The organism is Methylobacterium sp. WSM2598 (assembly GCF_000379105.1).
GTDB lineage: Bacteria > Pseudomonadota > Alphaproteobacteria > Rhizobiales > Beijerinckiaceae > Methylobacterium.
Genome location: NZ_KB900609.1, coordinates 3156811 through 3179727 on the forward strand (window position 1 = coordinate 3156811; position 22917 = coordinate 3179727).

At 71.2% G+C, this 22917-nt stretch carries 26 protein-coding genes; 25 read left to right on the plus strand and 1 reads right to left on the minus strand.

Annotated features, from left to right (window positions below):
- Window positions 1-7: 7 nt before the first annotated feature.
- From MET2598_RS0114895 to MET2598_RS0114960, 14 genes are all read left to right on the plus strand, one after another.
- Window positions 8-343 carry a DUF2190 family protein gene (locus MET2598_RS0114895; RefSeq protein ID WP_018261354.1) on the plus strand — a complete coding sequence of 112 codons (336 nt, stop codon included), beginning with the start codon at window positions 8-10 and terminating at the stop codon, window positions 341-343.
- Between the two features lie 7 nt (window positions 344-350).
- Window positions 351-764 carry a hypothetical protein gene (locus MET2598_RS0114900; RefSeq protein ID WP_018261355.1) on the plus strand — a complete coding sequence of 138 codons (414 nt, stop codon included), beginning with the start codon at window positions 351-353 and terminating at the stop codon, window positions 762-764.
- Window positions 761-1534 (plus strand): hypothetical protein, encoded by a 774-nt coding sequence (locus MET2598_RS0114905; RefSeq protein ID WP_018261356.1) that lies wholly within the window; start codon window positions 761-763, stop codon window positions 1532-1534. Before MET2598_RS0114900 ends, MET2598_RS0114905 begins: the two co-directional genes overlap by 4 nt.
- On the plus strand, window positions 1531-2094 hold the full coding sequence (locus tag MET2598_RS0114910) for a phage baseplate assembly protein V (RefSeq protein WP_018261357.1): 564 nt from the start codon (window positions 1531-1533) through the stop codon (window positions 2092-2094). Before MET2598_RS0114905 ends, MET2598_RS0114910 begins: the two co-directional genes overlap by 4 nt.
- A 17-nt stretch (window positions 2095-2111) precedes the next feature.
- A complete protein-coding gene (locus MET2598_RS0114915) occupies window positions 2112-2399 on the plus strand; it encodes a hypothetical protein (RefSeq protein WP_018261358.1) in 288 nt (95 codons plus the stop codon).
- A gap of 1 nt (window position 2400) precedes the next feature.
- On the plus strand, window positions 2401-2820 hold the full coding sequence (locus MET2598_RS0114920; RefSeq protein ID WP_018261359.1) for a GPW/gp25 family protein: 420 nt from the start codon (window positions 2401-2403) through the stop codon (window positions 2818-2820).
- Between the two features lie 22 nt (window positions 2821-2842).
- Complete coding sequence (locus MET2598_RS0114925) at window positions 2843-3838, plus strand: baseplate assembly protein (protein ID WP_018261360.1); 996 nt, start codon at window positions 2843-2845, stop codon at window positions 3836-3838.
- Window positions 3831-4493, plus strand: a complete 663-nt coding sequence (locus MET2598_RS0114930; protein ID WP_018261361.1) for a phage tail protein I — start codon at window positions 3831-3833, stop codon at window positions 4491-4493. Before MET2598_RS0114925 ends, MET2598_RS0114930 begins: the two co-directional genes overlap by 8 nt.
- A complete protein-coding gene (locus tag MET2598_RS0114935; protein WP_026190729.1) occupies window positions 4486-5049 on the plus strand; it encodes a phage tail-collar fiber domain-containing protein in 564 nt (187 codons plus the stop codon). Before MET2598_RS0114930 ends, MET2598_RS0114935 begins: the two co-directional genes overlap by 8 nt.
- An 18-nt stretch (window positions 5050-5067) precedes the next feature.
- Window positions 5068-5838: a hypothetical protein gene (locus MET2598_RS0114940; RefSeq protein WP_018261363.1), complete on the plus strand. Its 771-nt coding sequence runs from the start codon at window positions 5068-5070 to the stop codon at window positions 5836-5838.
- Between the two features lie 29 nt (window positions 5839-5867).
- The gene (locus tag MET2598_RS0114945) at window positions 5868-6380 is read left to right on the plus strand and encodes a hypothetical protein (protein ID WP_018261364.1); all 513 of its coding nucleotides are present in this window, start codon (window positions 5868-5870) and stop codon (window positions 6378-6380) included.
- An 88-nt stretch (window positions 6381-6468) separates the two neighbouring features.
- The gene (locus MET2598_RS0114950; RefSeq protein WP_018261365.1) at window positions 6469-7755 is read left to right on the plus strand and encodes a hypothetical protein; all 1287 of its coding nucleotides are present in this window, start codon (window positions 6469-6471) and stop codon (window positions 7753-7755) included.
- A gap of 66 nt (window positions 7756-7821) precedes the next feature.
- Window positions 7822-8349, plus strand: coding sequence for a phage major tail tube protein (locus MET2598_RS0114955; RefSeq protein WP_018261366.1), 528 nt, complete (start codon window positions 7822-7824; stop codon window positions 8347-8349).
- 53 nt (window positions 8350-8402) lie between these two features.
- Window positions 8403-8924: a phage tail assembly protein gene (locus MET2598_RS0114960; protein WP_018261367.1), complete on the plus strand. Its 522-nt coding sequence runs from the start codon at window positions 8403-8405 to the stop codon at window positions 8922-8924.
- Window positions 8925-9300: 376 nt separating this feature from the next.
- Here MET2598_RS0114960 and MET2598_RS42510 read toward each other — a convergent pair whose 3' ends face one another.
- On the minus strand, window positions 9301-9675 hold the full coding sequence (locus MET2598_RS42510; protein WP_210163404.1) for a hypothetical protein: 375 nt from the start codon (window positions 9673-9675) through the stop codon (window positions 9301-9303).
- On the opposite strand from MET2598_RS42510, the gene MET2598_RS0114965 reads away from it, so the two are divergent.
- The 11 genes from MET2598_RS0114965 to MET2598_RS0115015 all read left to right on the plus strand — a co-directional run bounded on the left by MET2598_RS0114965 (window position 9662) and on the right by MET2598_RS0115015 (window position 22742).
- Window positions 9662-12397, plus strand: a complete 2736-nt coding sequence (locus MET2598_RS0114965) for a phage tail tape measure protein (protein ID WP_210163405.1) — start codon at window positions 9662-9664, stop codon at window positions 12395-12397. The two genes, MET2598_RS42510 and MET2598_RS0114965, sit on opposite strands and share 14 nt — an antisense overlap.
- A gap of 23 nt (window positions 12398-12420) precedes the next feature.
- Entirely contained in the window at window positions 12421-12846 is a 426-nt protein-coding gene (locus MET2598_RS0114970) for a phage tail protein (protein WP_026190730.1), read from the plus strand.
- Window positions 12847-12850: 4 nt separating this feature from the next.
- On the plus strand, window positions 12851-13081 hold the full coding sequence (locus MET2598_RS0114975) for a tail protein X (protein ID WP_018261370.1): 231 nt from the start codon (window positions 12851-12853) through the stop codon (window positions 13079-13081).
- A 12-nt stretch (window positions 13082-13093) separates the two neighbouring features.
- Window positions 13094-14128, plus strand: coding sequence for a phage late control D family protein (locus MET2598_RS0114980; RefSeq protein WP_018261371.1), 1035 nt, complete (start codon window positions 13094-13096; stop codon window positions 14126-14128).
- 6 nt (window positions 14129-14134) lie between these two features.
- A complete protein-coding gene (locus MET2598_RS0114985; RefSeq protein ID WP_018261372.1) occupies window positions 14135-14638 on the plus strand; it encodes a hypothetical protein in 504 nt (167 codons plus the stop codon).
- 7 nt (window positions 14639-14645) lie between these two features.
- Window positions 14646-16607 (plus strand): hypothetical protein, encoded by a 1962-nt coding sequence (locus MET2598_RS0114990; RefSeq protein ID WP_018261373.1) that lies wholly within the window; start codon window positions 14646-14648, stop codon window positions 16605-16607.
- Between the two features lie 73 nt (window positions 16608-16680).
- Window positions 16681-17073, plus strand: a complete 393-nt coding sequence (locus tag MET2598_RS0114995) for a hypothetical protein (RefSeq protein ID WP_018261374.1) — start codon at window positions 16681-16683, stop codon at window positions 17071-17073.
- Window positions 17070-21440: a tail fiber domain-containing protein gene (locus tag MET2598_RS0115000; RefSeq protein ID WP_020493656.1), complete on the plus strand. Its 4371-nt coding sequence runs from the start codon at window positions 17070-17072 to the stop codon at window positions 21438-21440. Before MET2598_RS0114995 ends, MET2598_RS0115000 begins: the two co-directional genes overlap by 4 nt.
- Window positions 21437-21721 (plus strand): hypothetical protein, encoded by a 285-nt coding sequence (locus tag MET2598_RS0115005; RefSeq protein WP_018261375.1) that lies wholly within the window; start codon window positions 21437-21439, stop codon window positions 21719-21721. Before MET2598_RS0115000 ends, MET2598_RS0115005 begins: the two co-directional genes overlap by 4 nt.
- A gap of 73 nt (window positions 21722-21794) precedes the next feature.
- Window positions 21795-22022 (plus strand): hypothetical protein, encoded by a 228-nt coding sequence (locus tag MET2598_RS0115010; protein WP_018261376.1) that lies wholly within the window; start codon window positions 21795-21797, stop codon window positions 22020-22022.
- Window positions 22023-22139: 117 nt separating this feature from the next.
- A complete protein-coding gene (locus MET2598_RS0115015) occupies window positions 22140-22742 on the plus strand; it encodes a hypothetical protein (RefSeq protein WP_018261377.1) in 603 nt (200 codons plus the stop codon).
- The last annotated feature ends 175 nt before the right edge of the window (window positions 22743-22917 follow it).

Consider the following 22917-nt stretch of genomic DNA (forward strand, 5'->3'; position numbering starts at 1 on the left):
AACCTCCATGAAGAACTTCCTGAAGTCCGGTCACACCATGACCGTCACGCTCGCGGCCGCTGCGGCCTCGGGCGACCTCATCCTGCAGGGTACGATGTTCGGCGTCGCCGCGACCTCCGGCGGCATCGGCGATGCCATCGAGATCGCCTGCGGGGGCATCTACACCCTGGCAAAGGCGGGCAGCCAAGCCTGGACCCAGGGCGCCGCGCTCTACTGGGACGCCACCAACAAGGTCGCCACCACGTCCTCGGCCTCCGGCGCCAACACCAAGATCGGCGTGGCGGCGCTCGCCGCGCAGAGCGCGGACACCACCGGCCTGGTGCGGCTCAACGGGTCGTTCTGAGCCCGCCATGCCCTCGCCCTTCGCCCGCGCCATGGCGGCGGCCGACACCGTCGTCGCGCGCACCTTCGGCGAGGCCGTCCTGGTCACGCCGATGACGGGGGCGGGGGAACTCGCGGCCCGCACGCCCGACCCGCTGCGCGGGTCCACGCTCGTCCGGGGCGTCTTCTCGCTCAAGCCGGGCGAGGAGACGCTCCAGGGCGTGCGCCGGGGCACCGAGCTCAACGGCATGACGCGCGTGGCCGGCGCGCCGGCCGCCTTGTGGTTTCCCGCCAGCGTCCTCGCCGGGCTGCCCCACGCCCTCAGGCCCGGGGACCGCATCACGCTCACCGAGCGGCCCGGCGAGCCCGTCTACGAGCTCGTCAAGCGCGGGCCGAGCGACCTCGACGACCAGACCTGGCCCCTCGTGCGAGTTGCCCCGTGAGCCTCACCGGATTCGCGATTCGCACCTGCCTCAAGCGGGCGCTCCACGGCGCCACGCTGGCCGAGGGCCGGGTCAAGGACAGCCTCGTCACGCCGCTCGACCTGCTGGCCGCCGACGAGCCCCAGCCGCTGATCGTCGTGTCGATCGACGACGACCAGCGCGCGCCCCTGCCGGGCCGGGCCCGCGACCGCAAGCGCGACCTCGACGTCGTGATCGAGATGGCGCTCGCCAAGGCGGTCGAGATCGAGGCGGGCACGGTGCAGCTCGAGATGCAGCACTCCGACGCGGCCATGGAGGCGGTCCTCGACGTCATGGCCTGGCAGGTACGGGCGGCCCTGAAGGACCCGACCAACCCGTGGGCCGAGCTCTACCGCACCTTCCGGGGCGAGGTGCGCAAGCTTCTCACCCGCCGGGGCGCCTCGACCGAGAACGGCGTGCGCTTTGCCGCGCGCCAGATCATCATCACGGTCGACCCGCTCCTCGAGCCGGAGCAGGGGCGGGACGCGGTGCCCCCGCCCTGGGATCAACTCGTGGCCCTGATGCGGGGGGATGCCGAGTTGAGCCCGTTCGCGGATCTCCTCGCGAGCCTGCTCACGGGCTCGCCGCTGCTGGACTGGCAGGCGACGCAGCGGGCGCTCGGGCAGACCCGGCCGGTGATGGACGGCGTGGGCCTGGGCGCGCTCCCGGGCGCCGAGGCCGAGCCGGTGGTCAGCCAGATCGCGATCGGGACTGCGCGCGGCGACCTCGTCGAGACGCAGGAGGCCCCATGAGCCTGGAAGCCGCCATCCGCGACCTCCTCGCCGCGCACCTCGCGCTCCAGCGCCGGCACGAGGCGCTGGAGACCCGGGTCGCCAACCTCATCCGGGTCGGGCCCGTGACCGAGCGCGACCACGAGAAGGGCGTCCGCTTTAAGCGCGGCGACAGCGACGAGGACAAGAGCCCGTGGATGAAGCCGGCCGACAGCTCCGGCCGCACCCGCTACCTGCCCCAGGTCGGGGAGCAGGTGATCGGGCTCGCGCCCAACGGCGACCTGGAGCAGGGCACGGTCCTGCCCTTCGATCACTCCGACCAGAAGAAAAACCCCTCGCCGGACGCGGATACGACCACGTTCCACAAGCTGAACGGGATGACCGCGACCGAGAAGGGCGGCGAATACGTCGTCGAAGCGAAGAAGATCACTCTGAAAGTCGGGTCTACGACCTTCGTCATCGACGGATCTACGCATCAGTTCACGGGCGGGACCGTCAAGCACGAGGCGAAGAATATCGGCGCGGATCACAAGCACACGGGCGTGAAATCCGGCGCCGAGACCACCGACGTTCCGGCCTGATCGCAGGAGACCCCCTCATGGAAAAGACCCTCTATCGCGTCACCGAGACCGCCCCGGCCCGCCTGCGCGGCCTGCCGGTGATCCCGGGCGAGCTGGTGCGCGCGCACCCGGCCGCTGTCGCCTATGAGGTCGATCTCGGCCACCTGGTCGCGACCAGCGCCGAGGCCGAGGCGCAGCCGATCGCCGGCCTGACCGAGGCCGAGCGCGCCGCGCTGCCGCCGCTCGGCGAGGCCGCCGACGAGGCCGCGCCCGCCGCCGGCGAGGCCCGCGGGCCCCACGGCCGCCGCCCCTCGGCCGGGGCCTGACATGGCCTCGTGCGGCCTCGATCGCTGGACGGGCGAGCCCCTGCGCGACCTCGATCACGTGGCGCAGGCCGTGCAGACCATCTTCGCGACCCGCCTCGGGGAGCGGGTCATGCTGCGATGGTTCGGCGCCGGCCTGTCCGAGCTGCTCGGCCGGCGCATCACGCCGGCGCTGATCGGCGCTTACCGCATGCTCCTGGTGCTCGCGGTCGCGACCTGGGAGCCCCGCCTGCAGGTCGTGCGGGTCTCGGCGGCCGGGAACACCGTCAACGCGGTGACGCTCGGCCAACTGAAATTCACGCTGATTTGCTACTATCGCCCGCGCGGTCATCTCGGCGATACCACGGTCGAGGGCGGGCCGCGCTCGCTCGACATCTTCGCGCAGGACGGCTCATTGCTCGTGCGACTGCCGCGCGTCGCGTAAAACTCTTGCCGGAGCCCGCCGCGTGACCCGCTTCACCGACATTGACTTGTCGCGCCTGCCGGACCTCCCGGCGCCGCCGACCGAGGACGCGATTTTCGCCGCGCGCATGGCCGACGTCGCGGCCCGGCTCAACAAGGCCGGGATCCCTTACGACGTCGGGTCCCTGCGCACCGACACGGTCGCGATCATCCAAGGCGCCGGCGCCTACCGCGAGGCGCTCGTCTATGCGGCGTATGACGACGCGACCCGCGCCGTGCTGCTCGCGACGAGCTGGGGCCCGTACCTCGATCACCTCGGCGCGACGCAGACGCCGGCGGTCGCCCGCCTGCCGCTGGTCGCCAGCCCGCGCCCCTACGTCTACGGCACGGACGCGGCGACCGATTGGGAGGGCGACGACGCGTTTCGCGCCCGGATCCAGCTCGCGCCGGAAAGCCTCTCGGGCGCCGGCCCGGAGGGCGCCTATGTGAGCTTCGCCCTCGGCGTGCCCGGCGTGAAGGCCGCGGCCGCTTACGGGCCGATGAGCTTTGGCGGCGACCCGGATAATCCGTTCGCCCCGCTCGGGCACGTGCACGTGCCGCTGGTCGCCGCCGCCGGCGACGGCACCGCGTCCGGCGAGCTGATCGCGGCCGTGCAGGCGGCCCTGCGCGCCGACGATCGCCGGCCGGTCGCCGACTTCGTGACCGTGTCCTCGGTCTCGGTCATCCCCTACCGGATCGAGGCCGTGCTGTACGTCGGCGGCGGCGCCGATCGCAGCTTCGTGCAGGCGGCGGCCGAGCGGCGGCTGGCGGCGCAGGCCGCGCGCCAGCACCGCCCGGGCGCCGCGCAATTGCTGCAGATGCTCTACGGCGCGGCCTACGTGCCCGACAGCTCGGGCGCGATCCTGGTCGAGCAGGTCGACCTGCTCGCGCCGCTCGGCGACCTCAACGCGGGCCCGATCAGCCCGGCCGCGCCCGAGGCGGCCTATTGCGCCCCCTACTGCACGGGAATCACCGTGACGGTCGAGGTCGTCGATGACTGACCCCGTCAAGCGCGCCGAGCTGCAGCCGGGCACGCCGCGCGAGCGCGCCCTCATGGACACCGACGCGCGCCTCGACGATCGCGCGGCCGAGGCGGCGCAGCTCGCCGCGCTCAAGGATCCGGCGACGACGCCGGAGGCGATCGAGCCATATCTCGCCTGGGATCGGTCGGCCGACGTCTGGGATCCCGACTGGCCGGACGCGGTGCGCCGGAGCGTGATCGCGCACGCCCCGCAGGTCCACGCCTACAAGGGCACGCCGCTCGCGACCCGGGCGGCGCTCGCCGCCTACGGCATGGACGCGGAGATTTCCGAGTGGTGGCAGCAATCCCCGCAAGGAAAACCCTACACGTTCAAGATCACGGCGCACGTGCACTCGCCGCTCTACTCGGGCGGCAACCTGATCGACCCGCGCACGGTCAAGATCATTTACGGGACCCTGGTGCGCGCCAAGCCGGTCTCGCGCGCGTTCGACCTCACGCTCGCGGCGGGGCTGTCGACGCAGCTCGGCGCGGGTGCGGGCGCGGTCGCCCGCGCGCGGGTGCGGGTCGCGGCCTACGCCGACACGCTTGAGCGCTGCACCGCCACGGTCGGCGCCGCCGGCCTCCTCGTCGCCCGCTCCTCGATCCGCCTCATGCTGGTGAACCTCGATGTCTGATCCCCTGGTTTTGACCCTCACGCGGCCGGGCCTGGCCGCGTGCGTGCGCGCGCAGGGCGACGGCCTGCAAGCCGTCGTCGACCGGGTTGCGGTCGGCCGCGGCGTCGCCTCCGGCCTCATTTACGCAGGGTATACGCCGAGCAAGGATGCGACGGCCCTGCAGAACGAGGTGATCCGGGTCCCGGTGATCTCGGGCTCGAAGCTCGGCGCCCCCGGCCAGGCCAGGTTTCGCGTGCTGGCCGAGGTGCCGAAGACGTCGAGCCCCTCGGAGTACGCGATCCGAGAGGTCGGGTTCTACCTGAGCGACGGCACGCTGCTCGCGCTCTGGTCGGATCCGACGCCGGGGTTCGTGCTGGCCTCGAAGACCGCCCTCGCCGACGTGGCGTTTTCGATGGATCTCGTCCTCGACCAGATCCCCACCAACGCGCTCACGCTCGCGGTCCTGGAGCCGGAAATCCCCGAATGGGCGGCGGCGATCGCCGAGCTGCTCGGCGCCTCGGCGGGATCCTGGCGCGACGGCATTCGCTTCGTGCTGCGGCGCGATTTTCATCTCTGATCCGAAGGAACTCCGCAGATGACGACGGTAGTCGACGCCCTGACCGATGCCACGACCGCGGTCAATGCCGCGCTCGCGCAGTGGCAGACGCTCTACAATCAGGTCGTGGCCCAGGGCGCGACCAACGTGACCAACATCACAAACATCATCAACAACTTTCAGAACCGCCCGCGGTCGCTTCAGATCTTCGTCGACCCCTCGAACGGGTCCGATACGACCGGGTCCGGCGCACTGCAAGCGCCCTACCGTAGCCTCGACAAGGCGATCGAGAACCTTTACCTGGACGGCAAGACCGAAATCATCTGCCTCGGCGATGTGCAGCTCAATTATTACCGCGCACTGTACTCTGACATCACGATCGTCGGCGCGACCCTGGACACGCCCGACAACTCGACCCCCTACGCGTCGGCTCAGCGCCAGTTGACCTTCCGCAACGAGGCGCTGAACTCGCCGCTGCCGTTCTACGGCCGGGTTCCGGGCGGGTTCATCGCCGGCACGGCCAATATCACCTTCGGCTACCTGGATATCATGCTGCCGAACCCGTCATCGGACGTGACGTTCCCGTACTGCATCCAGACCTCCGGGCAGATCAACGCGAACAACGTCACCATCGCGGCCCCGTCCGGAAGTCTTGCCAAGCTGATCCGCACCGAAGCGGGCTTCCACTCCTCGTTCTACTTCAGCGGGTCGCTCGGCGCGAACGCCGCGGGCCGGGTCTTTTCCGGCGTGGCGGCCGGCGTCAACCCGAACAACTACAGCGTTTACACGTCGAGCCTCACCTCGGCGTGATCCCCCGCCCCCGACAGGATCCCGCGCTCATGCCGCAGACCTCCGCCGATGTCCTCGCCGCGCTCAGTCTCGATCACGGGGCCGAGAGCTTCCGCGACGCACCCGTCGCCTTTCTGCGCGCCCGCGGCGTGCCCGACGCCGTGATCGTTCCGGCCGTGCGCGCCAAGCTCGCCGCGCTGGTCGACGCCAAGGCGGAGGCCCTGCGGCTCGCCCTGGTCACGCCCGGCGCCGGGCAGGCCATGGAGTACCAGGAGGTGCGCGCGCAGGCGGGCGCCGCGCTCGCCAGCTCCGGCGCCGTGAAGGCCTCGGATTATCCCATGCTGGCCGCCTCGATCGGGATCGACATCGATCCGCTGACCGGGGCCCCGGCCACCGACGTGCTCGGCGTCGCCCGGGCCGCGCGGGCGGCCGCCGCGGCGTGGGTCGAGGCCGGCGCCGCCATCCGCGCGGCGCGGCTCGCGGCCAAGGCCGCGATCGCCGCGGCCGCCACGCCCGAGGCCGCCGTGGCGGCCTTCGAGGCCGCGACCTGGCCGACCGCCTGAGTCCCGCCCGCCCGGGTGAGCCGGGCGCGCCCTTCGTCCCTCGCGCCGCCCTCGCCGGGCGGCTTTTTCGTGTGTGGAGACCCCGCCCGTGACTGCACCCACCCTCGGCTATGTTGCGACCCGGCCCACCGACGATCCGATCGCGGTCGCCGGCGCCGATTTCTCGGCGGCCGCGCTGGTCTCGACCTCGGAGGACGCCGACGCGAGCGTCTTCCCGCTCAACGCGCCCGTGCGCTTTTCGAGCACGGACACCGCTTACGTCTCGAAGCTGGGCAGCGGCTACCTGGCCGACGCCGTGCGGCTCGTGAACGCGCAGCTCCGCGGCCTGGCCGCGGATATGATCGTGATCCGGGTCGCCGAGGGCACCAGCTCGGATCCGGCGGTGAAGCTGACCCAGACGCTCGCCAACGTCGTCGGCTCGGCGGGCAGCTCGACGGGCCTGTACGCGCTCCTGACCTGCGGCGAGGTCGTCAAAAAGGTGCCGCGCCTGGTCGGCGTGCCCGGCTACACCGCGCAGCAGCCCGAGGGCACCGGCGTCGCCAACCCCGTCGTGGCCGCCCTGCCGCCGATCCTCGACACCCTGCGCGCGTTCAACTTCTTTGACGTGGCGCCGGGCTCGGCCGAGGCCGCGATCGCGGCGCGCGCGACCTGCAGCTCTATGCGCATGATGCCGATCGGGCTCGCCGTGCGCGCGTACAAGTCCGTGGCGGGGTCGCTGGTCCTCACCACCATGCCGGCCAGCTCGGTCGCGATCGGCCTGGCGATCGCCGCGGACAACAACCTCGGCGGCCGCCCGTTCGACACCATCTGCAACCGCCCGGTCTACGGGATCGCCGACGTGAGCCGGCCGGTCGCGTTCTCGCTGATCGACGGCTCGACGGAAGGGCAGACCATGCTTGCCGGCGACGTCGCGATCATCGTGCGCGGCGAGAGCGCGAACGAGAACGCGATCAGTGAGGCCGGGTTCGTGTTCCTGGGCTGGGAGACCTGCGACATCTCCGAGAACTGGACGCAGATGCACCAGGTCCGCGGCCAGGATTACATCGACGTCGAGGAGCTGCAGATCACCCGCCAGTATCTCGGCAAGCGCATGACCCCGCGCGTGCTCGAAAGCTGGCTCGCCTCGCTGAATTTCGCGATGCTCGACCACGTCAAGAACGATCCGCCGGACATCCTCGGCTACAAGATCGCCTTTACGAAGGAACTCAACTCGGCCAACCAGGTCGAAAACGGCCTTCTGCGCATCCAGAGCTATATTCAGCAGGCGCCGATCTTCCTCGTCGCTCAGAACGACGTGCGGAAGTACCGCCCGGCCCTCGACGCGCTGGTGTCGACGGTGATCGCCAACGCCGGGCCGATGAGCGCCACGGTCTGATTTTGCCGGCCCGCGCCGCCCCTCGGCGCGGGCCCCGCCTCCCTCCCGCCGTAAGGAGAGCCTGCCGTGGCTCAGGATATTCTGATTATCGAGGAAGTCGACGTGCGTCGGGCCGACGACGGCGACGATACGCGCGTGTTCACGCTCAATAAAATGGCGCTGCCGCCGATCAAGCGGAAGACCGCCGAGCATACGGCGGGCGGCGGCATCGGCACCGTGAATTATTCGCTGCCGATGGCGGACGCGATCGAGCCGAAGTTCTCGGTGAAGGGCGTCGACCTCGACGTGCTGACCAAGTTCGGGTTCTCGGCTGGCGTCAACGACAAGTGGACGTTCGCCGCGTCCCTGCGGAACAAGCGCACGAACAAGCTGCTCCCGCTGCGCGCGACCATTCAGGGCATTGTCTCGGAGTGGACGCCGGGCGAGCACAGCCCCGGCGAGCTGATCGACTGCGATCACGCGATGACCGAGGTCACGTATTACGAACTGGTCGTGAATAACGAGCAGATTTTCAAGTGGAGCTTCTACACCCGGGAATGGTTCTCGGGCGGCGTCGACGTCTTCGCCGAGTATCGCGCCGCGCTCGGCGTCTGACACGGGCGGGCGGCGGCCGACCGCGCCGCCGCCCCTCGCAGGGGAGGAGAACCATGGACAGCTTCGAGACCCTCGCGCGCGACTACGCGCCGGCGGGCCAGGACGCGCCGCAGGCGGCCGCGCCGGCCGCCGAGGCGCCCAAGGGCCGGCGCGGCCGCAAACGGTCGCCCACGGCCAAGCCTGAGCCCGCGCCGGCCCCTGCCGCGCCGCCCCCGCCGGTGTTCGTCGGCGGCAAGGCGCGCTCGGAGGCGATCCCGCTCGACTATCCCGTCGCCTACGCCGGCCGGACCTATGCCGAGGTCGTGCTGCGCCGGCCGACCGCCGGCGAGGTCGGGGCCTACCTCGACGCGCTCGCCGCCGGCGGCGAGGGGCTTTTGCCCGTGTTCTACGCCGCGGACGGATCGCCGATCCCGCGCGAGGTCCTCGCCGTCCTCGACGACGACGACGACGTGCGGATTTGGGGGCGCGTCGCGGATTTTTTGCCTTCCCGCTTGCGGGCGCTTCTCGAAGCGACCGCGGGCGCGAATTCCAGCCCGCCCGCTGGCGAGAGTACCGGGCGGACATCATCGACCTGATCGGCGGCACCCGGGTCGAGCTGGACGCGCTCGCCTGGGATGACTTTTGCCGCGAGTGGCTGTGCGCCGAGCGGCGCAGCGCGAGACCGAAAGGCTAGGCCGTGGCGAACAAGGTTGCCTCGCTCGTCATCCGCTTGACCGATGACGTCTCGGGCCCGGCCGGCAAAGCCGCCGGCGCGCTGCGCAACCTCGCCGGCGCCGGCGACGGCCTGGCGCGCCTGAAAAACGCGGCCGCCGGGCTCGACGGCCTCGGCGCCAAGATGCGCCAGGCGCGCCAGGCGGCCGAGGCGGCCGCGAAAGAGCTGGCCGCGGCCGAGCGCAAGGTCGCGTTCTTCCGGCGCTCGAAGGCCTCGGGCTCGGCGAACTACGCGGCGTTTCAGGCCTCCGGCGAGGTCGACGCGGCCGAGGCGCGCCTGCGCGCGGCCCGCCAGGCGGCGGCCGCCCGCACCCGCGAGCTGGCCGCGCTCAAGCGCCAGCACACCGAGCAAAAGCAGGCCGCGCGCGGCCTCGCGACCAGCCTCGGCGGCGCGACCGCCGCCGTCGAGGGCGCGCGCGGCGCCGAGACCGGGCTCGCCTCGGCGACGGCCGCGGCGAACGCGCAGCTCGCGAAGCAGCCCGGCTTGCTCCGGGCGGCCGGCAAGGGCGCGGGGCAGCTCGCGCAGGCGACGCACGACGTCGCCGCGAAAATGAGCCAGTCGACGCAGCGCCAGCTCGCGGCCGCCGAGGCGAGCCGGCGCATGGTCTCGGGCATGGGCGCCGCCGGCCAGGCCGCCCGCGACGCGCGCGACGAGGCGCTCGCCCTCGCGGCCAAGCGCGCCCGCGACGCCGAGGAGCACGCGACCGCCCGGCGCGACGCGGCCAAGACCCTCGCCAGCATGGGCGGCCTCTACGTCGGCCACAAAGTGCACGAGGGCACGCACGCGGTCCTGCACACCTATAGGGAATTCGACAAAGAGCGGCACTTTGCCAAGGCCGTGATGGGGCTCACCGACGAACAGCAAGAGCCCCTGATCGAACAGGCGATCCACATGGGCGCCAGCACGAAATACAACGACGTGCAGGTGCTCGAAGCGCAGCGCGAGCTGGCCGCGCGCGGCCTCAAGCGGGACTCCGTCATGGGGTTGATGAGCCCCGCGGCCAATCTCGGCATGTCGCTCGACCTGAGCCTACCGGCCGCCGTTCGGCAAATGGAGGGCGCGATTTTCGGCTTTAAGAAGCCGATCGCGACCTTAGAGGAGGCGATGGCATCGGCGAAGCAAACCGCCGACGTGCAGGTCAAGGCCGCGAAAATCTCGGGCATGACGCCGGAGGATATCTCGCAGACCTACACTTACGGCGCGCAGCCGGCGCAAATGGCGGGGCTCTCGGAGCAAACCCTGCTCGCGTTCGGCGCGATGTCGAAGAAAGCCAATATGGGAGGCGACCAGGCCGGCACGGCATTTCGGGCGCTGGTCGCGAATGCGTTGTCGCCGACCCGCAAAGCGAAAGAAGCCATGCTTGCCAATGGCTTCGACTATAAGAATTACCAGCGCAACCCCGACAAGATCGACACCGAGGCCTTTAAGCGCACGGTCGCGGCGCAGTATGGCGTGCAGCTCGACAAGAGCACGACGCAAGGCCTCGACAAGATTTTCACCGATAAGAAGATGATCGCGGACCCGTCGAAATTCACGCCGGCCGTGCTGAAACTTCTCTCGGATAATCTGGGCGGCGACGACGCGAAATCGAAAAAGTCGATCGCCGGGCTCGCCAATCGGTTCCGGGACTCGTCGATGCGCGGCGTCGACGCGAACGCCATGGTCGGCGACCTCATGAAGGCAATCGTCGGCAATCCGGCGTTCGCCAACGCGTTCTTCGGAAGCAAGCAGGGCGCTCGGATCGCGAACGCGCTCGGCAACCCCGAAGAATTTAGGCACATGCTCGACGAATTGCTCGGGCATTCCGAGGGCTATTCGGAAAAGATCGCGAAAGAGCGGATGAGCGGGTTCGACGGCGCGATGTCGCGCCTCGAAGGGTCGATCAAAAACCTTGAAACGGCGGCGGGCCGCGCGTTCGACGACGGCGGCAAGGGGGGCTTTTTGACCCACCTCACCGACGCGGCCGCGCACGCGGTGCAGGGGCTCGCCGAGCTGCCGCGGCCCGCGCTCGCGGCGGCCGGCGCGCTCGCCTGGCTCGGCGGCAAGATCGCCACCGGCGCCGGGACGCTCGGCCTGATCGGCGCGGCGATCTCGCTGCGCGCCTCGGCGACCGCGCTCACCGCGGCGGCCGGGCGCCTGGCGCTCGGCGGCGCGGCCGGCGGGGCGGCGAGCACCGCGGCCGGGGCGGCCGCCGGCGGCGGCGTGCTCGCGGCGGCCTCGGCCGTGATCGGCGGGGCGATCACCGCCGGGACCCTGAGCGTCGGGGCTCTCGTCGGGGCCAAGCTTGAGTCGGCCGAGGCCGTGAACGAGGGCGGCCTCCCGGCCCTGCTCCGGGGCGAGGAGACGCCGACCGCGCGGATCGCCCGCGAGTTGGCCGAGGCGCAGCGCAAGCGCGGCACCGTGGCCGACCTCGACGAGCGGATCGCGGCCGAGCGCGCGACGATCGAGCGGCTCACGGCGCCAGCGCCCGAGCCGGGCATGCTCGACCGCGTCATCGGCAAGCTCGCCGACATCGTCGACGGCGACGCCGGGGCCGAGCGCGCGAAGGCGACCACGGCCGAGGTCGGCAAGGCCGAGGCGCGGATCAAGGGGCTGCAGGCCGAGCGCGACGCGCTCACGGGCCGGCGCGAGGGTCCGGCCGACCAGCTCGACCGCCGGGCGGTGCGGGACAAGCGCGCGCCGGCACCGGAGGCCGCGCCGGGTTCAGCCGAGCCGCCTCGCCGCCAAGTTGAGCGGGCGCGCGGCCCGGCCGACCAGATCGACCGCCGGGTCGAGCGGGCCCGGCTCGCGCCGGCGCCGGCGGCCGCGCCGGGCTCAGCCGAGCCGCCTCGCCGCCAAGTTGAGCGGGCGCGCGGCCCGGCCGACCAGATCGACCGCCAGGTCGAGCGGGCCCGGCTCGCGCCGGCGCCGGCGGCCGTGCCCGGCCTGACGCGCGGCCCGGCCGACCAGGGCGATCGCGCGGCCGAGCGGCTCAAGCGCGTGCGCGAGGGGCTCTCGGCTCTCGACGCTCAGACGGTCGCCCCGAAGGTCGACACCGCCGGGCTCGACCAGCTCGACGCCAAGAGCGACCAGACCAAGGGCAAGTTGGCCGAGATCACCGCCGCGACGGTCAAGCCGGACGTCGACGCCAGCGGTCTCGACGCGCTGATCGCCAAGGGCGAGCGGGCGCTCGCGATCCTGCGCCAGGTCGCCTCGGCCGCCACCGGGGCGAACGCCTCGATCGGCCGGGTCAACGCCGCGGCCGCCGCCCGCCCGGCCGCGGCCGCCGGGTCCTCGGCCGCCGGGTCCTCGGCCGGTCTGAACGTGCGCGGCGCGCTCTCCGATAACTTCGCATGACTTAGGGGCGCGCCGTGCAATATATGATTGGTCCACTGATATTCGACACGTTTCCTTTCAGCGTGACGAGTGTCGAGCGCGAGGACACGTTCGATTATTCAAAGCACGACTTGCTGAGCCGGCGCAAAGGCTTCGAGGTCGCGGGCGCGGGCGACGACACGCTGACCCTCGGCGGCGAGTTCCTGCCCTACCACGTGGGCGGCCTGAGCGAGCTTGAGGCCGCCCGCGCGCTCAAAGACGGGGCGACCGAGCAGTTCGTTTTGCGCGGCGACGGCTACGCGCTCGGCTGGTTCGTGATCACCTCGATCAAGGAAACCCACGGCGACGCGATCGCGCCGACCGGCGTCGCCTACAAGGTGAAATACGAAATCAAGTTAGAGCGCGTCGACGATCCGGGCGAGGCCGCCGGCGCCAGTCTGATTTCCGACGTCCTGTCGCTGTTCGGATAAAGTCATGCCGCAGACTGTGACTGTGCAAGGTCGGCGGATCACGCTCGACCTTCTGTTGTGGCGCGCCTACGGCCGGGCCGGCAATACGGCGGCCATGCTGGCGGCGGCGCTGAAACTGAACCCGGGCCTCGCCGGCCAGGGGCCCGAGATCCCGCTGCGGACCCGGGTCACGCTCCCCGACCCGCCGCGGGCGACGACCCGCGCGCCCCGCAAGGTCGTGTCCCTGTTCGACTGATCGAGGCCCCGCATGGTCCTGGCGACGGAATGGCGCGTGAGCGTCAACGGCACCGACGCGTCGTCGGCGATGAACCCTTACCTCGTCTCGATCGAGGTCACGGACAAAGCCGGCGGCAGCTCCGACACCGCGACGCTCGAATTCGACGACACCGACGGCCAGGTCCGCTTCCCGAGCAAGGGCTCGCCGGTCGAGATCGCCCTAGAGGGCGTGACCGTCTTCAAGGGCGTGGTCGACTCGGCCGAGTCCTCGGGCTCGCGCGGCGGGGTGATGACGCTCTCGGTCTCGTGCAAGAGCGTCGACAAGCGCGGCAAGGCCAAGCAACGCCTGCACAAACACAAGGATGACGCGACCTTGGAGGAGTTTTTGAGGGACGCGGCCAAAGAGGCGGGGCTCTCGGGGGTCAAGGTCGACAAGCAGCTCGGCGCGATCAAGCGGGCGTACTGGTCGACCGAGGGCCGCAGCTTTCTGCAGCTCGGCCAGGAACTCGCCGGTGAACTCGGCGCCACCTTCAAAATACAGGGCGATACGGCGGTGTTCGCGGCCCGCGGCGCCGGCGCGACGCCGGCCGGCGGCACCATGCCGAGCGTCGAGGCGACCCGGCCGGGCAATCTCCTGACCTGGAGGATTTCCCCCAAGGAAACCCGGCCGCGCTACGCGAAGGCCAGGGTCCGCTACTACGACCGCAAGGCCGCCAAGTGGCAGACGGAAGACGTCGAGATCGGCGACGCGCCCGGCGCGCCCGAGGTCCTCGACCTCCCGACCGCGCCGCGCGCCTCGAAGGATCACGCGAAGGATCACGGCCGGGGCCGCAAGGCCGAGTCGGAGCGCGAGGGCGGCTCGGGCGAGGTCGCGATCCTGCTCGACGTCGCGGCCCGCGCCGAGGGGACGTGCGTCCTGAGCGGCACGCGCCCGGGGATCGATGGCACGTACCGGATCGAGAGCGTGACGCACAAAGTCACGCGCGGCAGCGCCGAGACAACCCTCAGTCTCAAGCAGCCGCAGGGCGGCGCCGGCGAAGATGATCGCGGCGAGAGCGAGGAATAACCGGCGATGGCGACGAAGCTTTACACGGTCCTGGCGGCCTCCGGCGGGTGGGTCGCCGGCCAAGAGGTCGCGATCGGCTCCGAGATCGCGCTCACCGACGAGGAAGCGCGGTATGAGGTCGACGTCGGCGCGGTCGCCCCGACCGGGCGCGAACCGCCCTCGCCGCCGCCGCCGCCGGACATGCTCGCCGGCGACCTCATTCGCACGATCCGCGGCGCCAGCAGCCGCGACGTGATCGTGACCAGCTTCGAGGTCTGGCTCACCCGCAGCGACGGCGCGATCGCCGCCATGCTCGCGGCCTACGAGGCGGCCCTCGCGCAATCCCTCGCCGGCCAGCTCCCGCCGATCGGGCGCGCGCTCGCCAAGAGCGGACCGCCCGCGCTCGCCGACCTGCAGGACGGGCAATGGTCGCTGGTCGCCGACACCTCGACCACGCCGCCGACCTACTCGATCGCCGCCCGCCGGGCCGGGCAGCTCACGACCTTCGTTCTCAATCCCCCGGCCGTCTGAGGCATCCATGCTCCGCATCATCGTCCTGGCGCTCGCCGCACTCGCGGCGGCGGCCGCTCCCGCGCGCGCGGCCGACCTGCGCCGCTACACGGCGCCCGGCGCCGCCCCGGCGCTCGACGGCGCCTATCCCCTCGGCACGGCCGAGGTCGCGATCAACGTCGCCGACCGCAAGCTGTTCTATCGCAACCCGGACGGCAGCCTCGGCGACGCGGCCTTGTTGCGCCCGGTCACGGCCGCGCGCACGTGCGTCGAGACCGGCGACTGCTCGGGCGTGAGCGTCAAGCCGACCGGCGCGACCGCCCTCAACACGATCGCGGCGGTCCTCGGCCGCGCCAGCTACATCACCGACTTTCTGGCGCCCGGCGAGGTCACGATCGACAACGCGCTCGCGCGCGCCGTGGCGAAGTTCGGGCCCAACGGCGGCAAGGTCATCTTTCCCGCGCAGGCCGCTTGCTACGCGCTCAGTCTGCCCTTCACGGTCATGAAGTCGAATTTGACCTTTGAAGGCGACGGCATGAACCCGTCGTGCATCAATTCGACCTTTGACGGCGACGTGTTCAAGATTGGCGACGGCTCGGCCCCGGTCAATCCGGCGCACGTGCGGGTCAGAAACATCAACTTTACTTCGTCCGTTCCGCGCACGACCGGCGCGACGATCGCGCTGCGCAACACCTATAATGCGCAGATCGAGAACGTCGCGTGCGCGGTCAACGTGTACGTCTGCCTCGATATTTACGGCGGGCCGAACGCGTTTTTGACCCGGGTCGCGAACCTCGTCGCCGGCGGCGGTTACGTCGGAATTCGCATCGGTTTCCAGGATCTCGGCACGTATGCGGCCGACGTGATGGTTCTGCAGCCGACGATCGGCAGCATGACCCGGGCGGGAATAGAAATCCGCCACAATGGCGGGACGCAGCTCGTCGGCGGCGACCTCTTGTTGAGCGGGATCGGGATCCTGGTCAATCCGCAGTCCGGCCAGTCGGTGCAGGCACTTCACGTCGTCAATACCTACCTCGACACCTCGACGTATGAAGGCCTCCTGATCGATCCGGCCGGGACCGGCAACGTCGCGACGCTCGCGTTCGCGAACCTCTGGACGGCGACGAACGGCACGCAGACCGGATATCCGGGGATCCGGATCAAGGGCACGCCGCAGCAAACCTCCGGGCTCAGCTTCGTCGGCGGCCGCTCGATCAACAACGGCGGCGAGGGCGCGAGACTTGAGGGCGGCGCGCATGTTGATTTCTCAAACTATCAAATCGGTTTTAACTCGCGCAAAGCCTATAACACTTACAGCGGCGTCTACGTTGCTGCCGGCGTCTCGCACTGGTCGTTCACCGGCGGTCGCGTCGGCCCGGTCTACGGCATGGCAAACCATGACGAAAACCAAAAATACGGCATCGACATTGCCGCGGGGGCCTCGGATTATTACAGCATCACGGCGGATTTGAGCGGCAACGTCTCGGGCGCGCTCAACAACCTCGCCACGGGCGCGCACTTTTCCGTGATGGCGGCCGGGGCGCCGTTCGGGCTCGCGGGGGCGAGCCTCGGCGTCGGCACGGCCAGCCCGAATTCCCCGCTGTCCGTGGTCTGCGCGACCCGGCCGTTCTCCGACGCGCAGGCCGGCGGCGCGTGCCTGCAGCTCGGCGCCGGCGCGGGCGCGGCCACCGACGACGGGATTTTCGCCGGCGTGCTCGCCGGGTCCTACGCGTGGGTGCAGGCGGCCAAGCCGGGCTCGACGACGCGGCCGCTCATGGTCAACCCGAACGGCGGCGCGGTCGCCCTCGGGCGCTCTGGCATGACCACGGCCTCGACGGACGGGTGGCCGGCGCTCCCGGTCACGGCCGGGGCGCCGACCGGCGCGCCGGTCGGGATCCCGGCCGGCTTCGCGCCCGTGCAGCTCGACAGCTCGGGCAACCGCTTGTGGGTCTACGTCGGCGGCGCCTGGCGCTCCGTCGCCCTCAACTGAGCCCGCCTCTCGATCGCCGCGCGCCGCCCTCCTCGGGCGGCGCCGTGCCATCTCGCACGCCACGAGGCAAGTTATGCCGACCCGGATCCTCGACCTTCCGTTGCTGACAGTCGCAGTCACGACCGCACTCAACGAGGATTGGCGAGATGCATTGCAGTTTCCCGATGCGAGCAATGTTCCGATCCCGCTCGACGGGATCATGTTTCGCGGCACCGTGCGCGGCACGACGGACGGCGCCGCGTATTTTTATCTAGCCTCTCCGAGCCTGATCACGCCGACGGGCGTGCCGCGCGCCGACCTCGTCGTCGGCGGCGACGGCACTGTGCTCGGGATCCTCTGCCCTGTCCTCAAGATGCGGGAGGGCCAGGCCGGACAATACGTCTTCGATATTCGGGCATTCGCGGACGGCGTGACGCGCCGGGTCGTGACTGGGACCGCCCTGATCGAGCGAGGGATTGATCGGTGATCACCAGCCTGACCGTCACGCGCCCCGCGGCCGGGCAGGCTCCGGGTCAGCCGTTCCTGCCCGGCTTCGTCGGCCCGGTCGGGCCACAGGGGGAGCAGGGCCCGATCGGCCCGCCCGGCGCTCCTGGCGAGCGGGGCGAGAAGGGCGACACGGGCGAGCGCGGGCCGATCGGCCCGCCCGGCATGACCCGCGCGGCCGACATCACGGACGCCTCTCCGTCCGGCCTCGCGGTCCTGACCGGGGACGCGGCGGCCGGCGCGGCGGCCCTCGGCCTGGGCCCGGAGGACGCGCCCGCATTCCGGGGCGCCTACCTCTCGGGCCCCCTGGTGTCGTCCTACGTCGACGGCTTCGAGTTCGACGCGCGGACCGGAGAGCGTCACCCCTGGGTCGCGCAGACCGGAACCGGGCGGAACATCTATGCCTGGGTCGCCTCGACCGGGACGGGCGTCTACGACAGCCTCGCGGGCAACGTCTACGCCTGGGACGGCTCGACCTTCGCGGTCACGGGCTCCCTCACGACGCCCGCGGTCAACGTCCTCTCGATCGACGCCAGCGCGCTCGCGAAGAACCCCTGGCTCGCCACCGTCGCGGCCGGGCGGAATACCTACCAGTACGTTGGCGCGAGCGGCGTCGGGATCTACGACAGCCTCCAGGGCAACGTCTGGGGCTGGAACGGGACCCAGTTCATCGTCGGCGGCGTCCTGACCGCGAACGCGGTCAGCGCGGCCGGCCCGCTCACTTCGAGTGCGGTCGACATCATCCGCGCGGACGCGACCGCGCACGAGGTCCACCCCTGGGTCGTCACCGTCGCGGCGGGCCGGGACACCTACGCCTTCGCCAGCGCGGCGTCGGTCGGGGTCTACGACTCGACCTACGGCGACGTCTGGTACTGGACCCCGGCGACCGGGTTCCACGTCGGCGCGACCATCGTCTCTCCCGCCGTCGACGTGCTGAAGGCGGACGCGCAGGGCCGGACGGTCAACCTGTGGCTCGCCCAGACCGCGACGGGTCGACAGGTCTACCAGTATGCCGGCCCGGCCGGGGTCGGCGTCTACGACTCGACGTCCGGCAATGTGTGGAGCTGGAACGGCTCCACCTTCGCGCTCGCGGGAACCGTCTCGGTCGTCAACCTCGTCGCGTCCGGGACGATCAGCGGGAGCTTCTCCGGGTCGCTCGCCGGAAACGCGAACACCGCGACCAAGCTCGCCACCGCGCGCACGATCAGTGCCACCGGGCATGTCTCCTGGTCCATCTCCTTCGACGGGGCCGGGAACGCCACCGCCGCGGCCACGGTCGCGATCCCGGCGGTGCAGGTGACGGACAGCACGACCCCGGGCCGGGCTGTCCTGACCGCGGCCAGCGCGGCCGCGGGGGCCTCTGCGCTCGGCCTGGGGGCCACGGACGCGCCCTCCTTCCAGGGGGCCTACCTGTCCGGGCCACTGGTCAGCAGCTACGTGGACGGGCTCCAAATGGACGCCCGGAGCGCGGAGCGGCATCCCTGGACGGCCCAGATCGCCACCGGCCGGGACATCTACGCGACCGTCAGCTCCGCCGGCACGGGCGTCTACGACAGCCTTGCCGGGGCGGTCTGGTTCTGGAACGGCTCGACCTTCACGGTCAATGGCACGCTGACCACGAGCGCGGTCAATGTCCTGTCCGTGGACGCCTCCGCGACCGCGAAGAACCTCTGGCTCGCCACTACGGGCGCGGGTCGACAGGTCTACCAGTACGCCTCGGCCTCGGGCGTCGGCGTTTTCGACAGCGCCTCCGGCAACGTCTGGGGCTACGACGGGACCACCTTCACGCTCGCCGGGACGGTGTCGATCGCGAGCCTGACCGCCTCCGGGACCCTGACCAGCGCCGGCGCCTACCTGTCCGGGCCCATCGTCTCGACTTACGGGACCGGCTTCTCGGTCGACGCGCGCAGCTCGGAGTTCCGGCCGTGGGTGGCGGCCGTGGCGACCGGGCGGAATATCTACGCCTTCGCCAACTCGTCCCTGGTCGGGGTCTACGACTCCACGAACGGGACGGTCTGGTCATGGTCCGGCTCGACGCTGACGCTCGGCGGCGCCGTCTCGGTCACGAACCTGACCGCGAGCGGCGCGATCACCGGCAGTCTCTCGGGCAACGCCAGCACCGCCTCGAAGCTCGCCACCCCGCGCTCGATCGCGGCCTCGGGGGACCTCTCCTGGTCCGTGTCGTTCGACGGGTCGGCCGCCGCCTCCGCGGCGGCGACCCTCGCGACGGTCAACAGCGCCCCGGGGAGCTTCGGCTCGGCCTCGACCTCCGTCGCCCTGACCGTGAACGGCAAGGGCTTGGTCACGGCCGCGAGCGCCACCGCCATCGCCATCGGCTCGACGGCGATCACGGACAGCAGCACGCCCGGGCGGGCCGTCCTGACCGCCGCCTCCGCGGCGGCCGGCGCCACAGTCCTGGGGCTGGGCACCGGCAACAGCCCGACCTTCACGGGCCTGTCCCTGTCCGCCTCGATCGCGACCACGGCGGTCGACCTGATGACCCTCGACGCCCGGAGCGCCGAGAAGCACCCCTGGGTCGCGCAGACCGGCACCTCGCGCAACGTCTATGCCTTCGTGTCCTCGTCGGGGACCGGGGTCTACGACTCTCTGGCCGGGACCGTGTGGGCCTGGAACGGGAGCACGTTCACGGTCGGCGCGACCCTGACGACGGCGGCCACGAACGTCCTCTCGGTCGACGCCTCCGCGGCGGCCAAGAACCTCTGGCTCGCGACCACCGCGGCCGGCAGGCAGGTCTACCAGTACGCTTCCGCGAGCGGGGTCGGCGTCTACGACTCGACCTCGGGGAACATCTGGTCCTGGGACGGCAGCCTGTTCACGGTCGCCGGAACGCTGGTCGCCACCCTCTCGGGCAACGCCGCGACGGCGACCAAGCTGGCCGCGGCCCGGTCCATCTCCGCGACCGGGGACCTCTCCTGGTCGGTCAGCTTCGACGGCTCCGCGAACGCGACCGCCGCCGCGACCCTGGCGACCGTCAACAGCAACGTCGGCTCGTTCGGCTCAACGACCGTCGTGCCGGTCATCACGGCCAACGCCAAGGGCTTGGTGACGGCGGTCGGGACCGCCTCGATCGCCTTCCCGGTCACGTCCGTGGCCGGGAAGACTGGAGCGGTCGCCCTGGCCCAGGCCGACATCTCCGGCCTGACCACCGGGAGCAGCCCGACCTTCACCGGGCTCACGCTCTCCGCGGCGATCTCGTCCAGCGCGTCGGACATCATCGCTCTCGATGCGCGCTCCGCGGAGAAACACCCGTGGAACGCCCAGGTTGGCACCTCGCGGAATATCTACCAGTACGCGACCGCGACCGCCGTAGGTGTCTGGGATACCACCAACGGAAGCGTCTGGTCCTGGAACGGCTCGACGTTCGCTGTCCCGGCGTTGTCGGCGGCGGTGGCCTCGTTCTCCGGCCTCGTGACCTTCAGCACGTCCGCCAACTTCACGGGCGGCACGGCGAGCTTCCAGGGCACGACCGGCGCGATGGCGACTTCGAGCGGGAGCCTCGCCCGCCTTGAAATCAAGAGCAACGGCGCATCGACCGATGCGGCGTATATGCAGTTTCATCGCTCCGGTTACTATGCCGCTTACTTCGGGATCGACGCCGATAACTATTGGAAAGTCGGAGGATGGTCCGCGGGTGCCGCCGCTTACAAGGTCTTTCACGAGGGTTATCGCGACCCGACGAAGGCTGATCTTACGGGCGCGCTGTTCAGCGGCGCGGTCAGCGCGACCGGCCTGCTCTCGGCGCTCGGCACGACGGCCGGCATCTACGTCCAGGACCGCGGCGGCGCCGCGCAGAACTGGACCATGTACGCCTCGGCCTCGACCCTGCGCTGGTACGACGGGTCCCAGGACCGGCTGTGGCTCTCCACGACCGCCCTGACCCCGAACACTGCCGGGGGGCTGACCCTCGGCAGCAGCGCGAACCCCTGGAGCACGGTCTACGCCCAGGTCGGGTCGATCAACACGTCCGACGCCCGGGAAAAGACCGAGGTCGCCCCGCTCGCCCCGGCCGAGGTCGCGTGGGCGCAGGATCTCGCGTCCGAGATCGGAACCTTCCGCTTCCTCTCCTCCGTCGCAGAGAAGGGGGGCGGGGCGCGCCATCACCTCGGCCTGACCGTCCAGAGGGCGATCGCGCTGGCGGAGGCCCGCGGGCTCGACCCGCGGGCCTACGGCCTCGTCTGTCACGACGAATGGGAGGGCGGGGACCGCTTCGGCTTCCGCCCCGACCAGCTCGCCCTGCTCCTCATCGGGGGGCAGGTGGCGCACATCGCAGCCCTCGAAGCGCGCCTCGCCGCCCTCGAAGCCCGCCAACCTAAGGAGAGAGGACCATGACCAAGTTCGAGCAGGCGACCGCCATCCAGCAGCGGGCGCAGCAGATCATCTCCGGCCTGACCGTGGTCAAGGGCACGGCGGGCTACCCCGGCCCCGGCGTCCCGGACGTCCCGATCGAGGTCCGCGTCGGCGGGATGGGGACGCTCGCCGTCTACCAGCCGGCCGAGGCGGCCAAGGCCGACGCCCTCTTCGCCCAGGTCGAGGCGGCCCTGGCGCCGATCCGCGCCCGGGTGGCGTCCGACGCCGAGGCTGACCTCGCCGCCCTCTTCGCCGCGAGCTGACCGCCCGTCCCATCCCCCCGCCCTCACAGCCGCCTCCGGGCGGCTTTTTGCTGCCCGCTGCCCGGAGGTCCCCATGCCGTCAGCCCTTCTTCTGGTCGCCCTGGTCTGCGCGGCCGGGACGCCGATCGATGCCTACACCCCCGAGGTCGCCCTTGACCAGCTCTCCCGTCCCTGCGGGGCCGCGAGCCCGGCCGTCTGCCTGGGCGAGGGGGAGACGCTGCTGGCGAGCGCGGACCCCAAGGCCCTGAGGGGCCTGACCGTCCGCTTCGTGACCGTCCAGCGCGGCAAGGGCGCCCGGTGATGACCGCGCCCGCCCTGGCGCTCGCGGTGCTGCTGGCGGGCGCCCCCTTTCGATCGGCCCGGCGCTCTCGGCCGGGCCTCCCCCGCCCTCCCGGCCCCCCTGATCCCGAGGCTGTCCATGGACCAGTCCATCCCCGCCCCCGCGGCGCGCCTGCTCGACTTCATCGCCTCGAAGGAGGCGCCGGAGGGGTACGGCACCATCTACGGCAATAACCAGCGCAAACTCCCGACGCCGCTGGTTCAGATGACGATCGCGGACGTCATCGCGAGCGGAACGGCCTGGACGAACCGCTTCGGCTCTAGTGCAGCCGGCAGATACCAGTTCATGAAGGCGACCCTTCAGGGGCTCGTCAAGGAACTTGACCTCTCCGGCAAGGAACAGTTCTCGCCTGATCTTCAGGATCAGCTGGGGTTCCACTTGCTGAAGCGGCGAGGCTACGAGAAGTGGGCGGCCGGCAAGCTGACCGACGTCGCCTTCGGGCTGGCGCTCGCCCAGGAGTGGGCGAGCTTCCCGGTCCTCGCCCCGACGACCGGCTTCAAGCGGGCCGTCAGCCGCGGGCAGAGCTACTACGCGGGCGACGGGCTGAACAAGGCGCGCGTCTCCGCCGATGCGGTCGAGGCTGCGCTGGTCGCCGCCCGTGCGGCGCCGAAGCCGGGCGCGACCGACGCCCGGGTCACGCCGAACCTCTGCCCCGCGTGCGGCAAGGAGCTGGCGGGCTAGCGGCCCGCCGACCCCGCGATGATCTGGGCCTGCATCACCTGCCTCGCCTGTCTGGCCGGCGTCCTCTGCTGCGCCGACCGGGCGCCCGAGCTGCCCTGGCATGACTGACCACCGGCGGCGGCCATAGGGCCGCTCCTCCCACCCCGCGCGCCACTGGGCCCCGCGGCGCGAACTC